This is a genomic window from Sulfurimonas sp., assembly GCF_014859695.1.
GTDB lineage: Bacteria > Campylobacterota > Campylobacteria > Campylobacterales > Sulfurimonadaceae > Sulfurimonas.
In genome coordinates this window covers 1-4095 of the sequence record NZ_JACUTS010000114.1, presented here as the reverse complement: position 1 = coordinate 4095, position 4095 = coordinate 1, and the positions used below count along the sequence as shown (strand labels likewise).

4 protein-coding genes are annotated in these 4095 nt (G+C 42.0%); all 4 read left to right on the top strand.

Features of this window, described 5'->3' with window-relative positions; genetic code table 11:
• The first annotated feature begins 140 nt into the window (after positions 1-140).
• Complete coding sequence (locus IBX42_RS11415; RefSeq protein WP_294933049.1) at positions 141-581, top strand: DoxX family protein; 441 nt, start codon at positions 141-143, stop codon at positions 579-581.
• A 3-nt stretch (positions 582-584) separates the two neighbouring features.
• A complete protein-coding gene (locus IBX42_RS11410) occupies positions 585-2336 on the top strand; it encodes an FMN-binding glutamate synthase family protein (protein ID WP_294933048.1) in 1752 nt (583 codons plus the stop codon).
• A 6-nt stretch (positions 2337-2342) separates the two neighbouring features.
• On the top strand, positions 2343-2834 hold the full coding sequence (locus IBX42_RS11405; protein WP_294933046.1) for a gluconate 2-dehydrogenase subunit 3 family protein: 492 nt from the start codon (positions 2343-2345) through the stop codon (positions 2832-2834).
• On the top strand, positions 2831-4095 hold a 1265-nt coding region (locus IBX42_RS11400; RefSeq protein WP_294933044.1), incomplete at its 3' end, for a GMC family oxidoreductase. The genes IBX42_RS11405 and IBX42_RS11400, both read left to right, overlap by 4 nt.

Here is a 4095-nt window from a genome sequence, read left to right as displayed (position 1 = left end):
AACCAAATCACTTATTCAGAATTGCAGAAATTAAAAGGTGCGTAAGGTCAGTTATATGAGACAAATGTAATCAAGCTTACATACAGAGTTATAAATATCTGTTATGATATGTCAGTTTAAAATTGATTGAGGAGTGTACTATGAAGTGCAAACAGATATATATTGAGTTTTCGAGATTGAGTGAGTATTTGAAATCATTTGCTTTGTTGCTGGCACGTTTGGCAGTTGCTTACGGGTTTTATGAGCCTGCTATGATGAAGTGGGGTGATATAGCCTCTGTTTCCGGTTGGTTTGCGTCTATGGGCATACCGTTTCCAACGCTCAATGCTTATATGGCGGCAAGTACCGAGATAGTCGGTGTAATACTGCTTACTCTAGGGCTTTTGACACGGTTTATTTCACTGCCGCTTATTGTCGTCATGATAGTCGCTATCGTGACAGTGCATCTTCCAAACGGTTTTTCTGCAGGTGATAACGGCTATGAAATACCACTTTACTACATGTTGTTTTTACTTATTTTTGTATCGCATGGAGCAGGCAAATTTAGCCTTGACAGACTTTTTTTCGGTGAGAAGAACTAAAACATGGAAGCACTTTTAGATTTTACAGATGCGGTAATTCAATATAAATTTCCGCTTCTTATCTTTTTGCTTCAGGCTTCATTGATTGTTTTTGCTCTTATATCCCTTGTTTTGTTTATCTATGACAGATTTATTCAAAGAGAGGATCAGCTACTTATCAACTACCCTCTTATAGGGCGTATGCGGTATCTTTTTTATCTCCTGCGCGATCCCATGAGGCAATATTTCGGAGATGAGAAGTTTTACGAATCTTTTGACAAAGTAAAATGGGTTTATGACTCCGCAGAGAGAAAAGCCGCGTATGCCTCTTTTTCTCCGGGACAACCGCAAAAATCTGCACGGCTCTCTATTAAAAATGCAAACTGTGTGCTAAATACGGAGGATGTGAGCGAGGAGTTCAGGGTTACTTTTGGGCAAGATTCAAAGCACCCTTTTAAAGCTCGCTCAGTTTTGGGCAGAAGTGCCATGAGTGACGGTGCGATTTCTCCGGAAGGAACACGCGCTTTTAGCAAAGGGGCTTATTTGGGAGGTTTTCCTATCAATACGGGAGAGGGAAGCCTAACTTCAAACTTCTTATATACACATCGCTACAATCCCAAAAACAGAGATTATCTCGATGTCATAGAGGGAACATTTTTTGCCAAGAGCGTTTATCTGTTTGTGAAATTTCTGCTCAATGGTTCTGCCGCCGAGAAGGTCTATAGGCATATGGTGATTTTGTCAAGTGATGCAGAGAGTTATCTTTTTGACGAAGAGCATAAGGTGTGCTATCGTGTTAATTGGAGCGCACCTCTTGAAGTGTTTCCAAAAGAGATACCATCAGATGTGCCTGATATTATTTTTCAAATAGGAAGCGGTCTTTACGGTGTAAGAGACAACAGAGGCGGCTTTGATGAGCAGCGTTATATAAAAAGCATGCGATTCGCCCGAATGACTGAGATAAAAATGGCACAGGGAGCAAAGCAGACGGGAGGAAAGCTTTTAGCAGACAAGGTAAGCGAAGCCGTGGCTTATTACAGGGGAGTAGAGGCGCATAAAGATCTCTTTTCACCCAATCGGTTTCCTTATGGAAAAACTCTTGAAGAACTTTTTGATTTTATGGGCAGGCTCAAAGAGCTATCGGACAAGCCAGTGGGTGTGAAAATTGTTATCTCTTCAAAGGATACTTTTTTGGAGTATGCTTACTTGATAAAAAAAAGAGTAGAGGAGGGTTCTAGAGCGTACCCTGATTTTATCACGATTGACGGAGGTGACGGCGGAAGCGGTGCAGCGCCTCTGGAGATGATGATGACGGTCGGAATGGTAATAGCAAAAGCACTCTATATAGCAGATATGGCGCTAAAAGAAGCAGGTGTACGAGAAAAAGTTAAACTTATTGCAAGTGAAAAAGTGCTTACTCCCGATGATGCCATCGTTCTTTTTGGCATCGGTGCGGACTATGTCGGAATTGCCAGAGCTTTTATGATGAGTGCAGGCTGCATTCGCGCACGTGAATGTTCGGGGGCACATGGACGGCACTGTCCCGTCGGACTTGCAACGCAAGATAAAAAAAGAAGAGCCTCTTTTTTGGTGGAGCAAAAAGCAAGAAATGTCGCCTCTTATCACGCACAGATGATACACGGTATGCAGCAGCTTTTGGCGATTATGGGAGTAGATCACATATCAAAACTCAACAAATCACACCTTATCTTTAAAGACCATGCGGGAAAAACTTATATGAATGTAGATAACTATTTTGAAGAAATGTTAGTATAATAAAGTATGATTTTAAACACACGCAGAAATTTTTTCAAACAAAGCTTTTTAGGCGGAGCCGTTTTACTATTTTACAACTCCTCTTTATATGGAGCGGCGGAGCCTTTGAAAACTCTTACACTTGCACAAGTAGACCTTTTTCCAAAGGTAAAGGAGTTAGATGTCGATACCGCTTCTTACATGCTGCTTATTTTAGACCATTCAAGAATCACTGCTTCACACAAAGAGTTTCTTCGCAACGGTGTTCAGTGGCTTCATGAAGAGTCTTTAGAACTTCACGGCAAACTTTACTATAATCTTTTAGAGCAGGAGCGACAAGAGATATTGCAAGAGATTTCAGAGTATGGATGGGGCGAGTCATGGATAGATTCTCTTTTGACTTACAGTATGGAAGCGCTGCGCAGTGACGCAGTTTACGGTGTTAACAAAAAAGATGCGGCGCAAAAGTGGCTTGGATTTAATGCGGGTTTACCGCATCCAAAAAGAGCGTATCTATGATGTATGATGTCTGCATCATCGGGAGCGGAGCAGGCGGCTCACCTGTCGCTTATGAGCTGAGTCGTGCAGGTTTTAGTGTAGTTGTACTTGAAAAAGGAAAAGAGTACAAAGAAGATGATTTTAACAAAGATGAGCTGGCGGTTTCGCGGCGCGAGCTTTTTACTCCCGACCTTAAAGATGAGCAACATGTTATTTATGAGCTAGACGAGCGTAAAGAGCGCAGAAGATATCTAGGAAGCGAGCATCAATGGAGTTTTTGGAACGGCTCTATGGTGGGAGGCTCTTCAAACCTTATGAGCGGTTATTTTCACCGTATGAAGCCAAATGACTTTAAGCTTCTCTCGACTCATGGAGAGATAGAGGGCGCAAATGTGGCTGATTGGCCTCTCTCTTATGAGGAACTGGAGTCCTACTATGAAAAAGTTGAGCGTATAGTAGGTGTTAGCGGAGAAGTGGTTGCACACTCTTTTTTGGAGCCCAGAAGTACCTCTCGTTTTCCTTATGCAAAACTTGAAGAAAACGGAGTGACAAAGTGGTTTGACTCGGCATGTAAATCTCTTAACTTTGAGAGTATTCCGACTCCGCGGGCAATAATTCCACATGCAGCACTGAAGCGAAATGGATGCTCTTACTCAAACTTTTGCGGGAGTTACGGATGCGCTACGGGCGCAAAAGGGAGTGCAAGAGCAGCACTTCTTCAAAAGTGTGACGCAAGCGTTATTACCGAAGCGTTTGTATATAAACTTGAGAGCGATGCGACAAAGGTTACAAAAGCACACTACTATGATGGCGACATGAAGACGCATGAAGTGAGTGCTAAAATCTTTGTTTTAGCCGCACAATCAATAGAGAGCTCACGTTTGCTCTTAAACTCAAAAAATCGCTTTTTTCCTCACGGTTTGGCAAATAACAATTATCAAGTAGGAAAAAACCTTATTTTCTCAGGCGGAGGAGCAGGGGAGGGACGATTTCGTTTTGAAACGCTTACACATGAGCAGCAAAAAGAGCTTATGGAGGTCGGTCTTTTCTTCAACCGCTCACTGCAGCAGTGGTATGAGTATAAAAAGAGCGGTAAAAAAATCAAAGGCGGAACCATAGACTTTCTGTTTGAGCATCAAAATTTGGTTCCCCGCATAAAAAGAGCTTTTTATGATGAAGAGGGAAAGATTCTTTGGGGTAAGGCTCTTGAGCAAAAAATTCATAAAGAGCTTACGACTTCAAGAGTTTTGAATTTTGAAGTTTTTAATGACTGGCTTCCTAC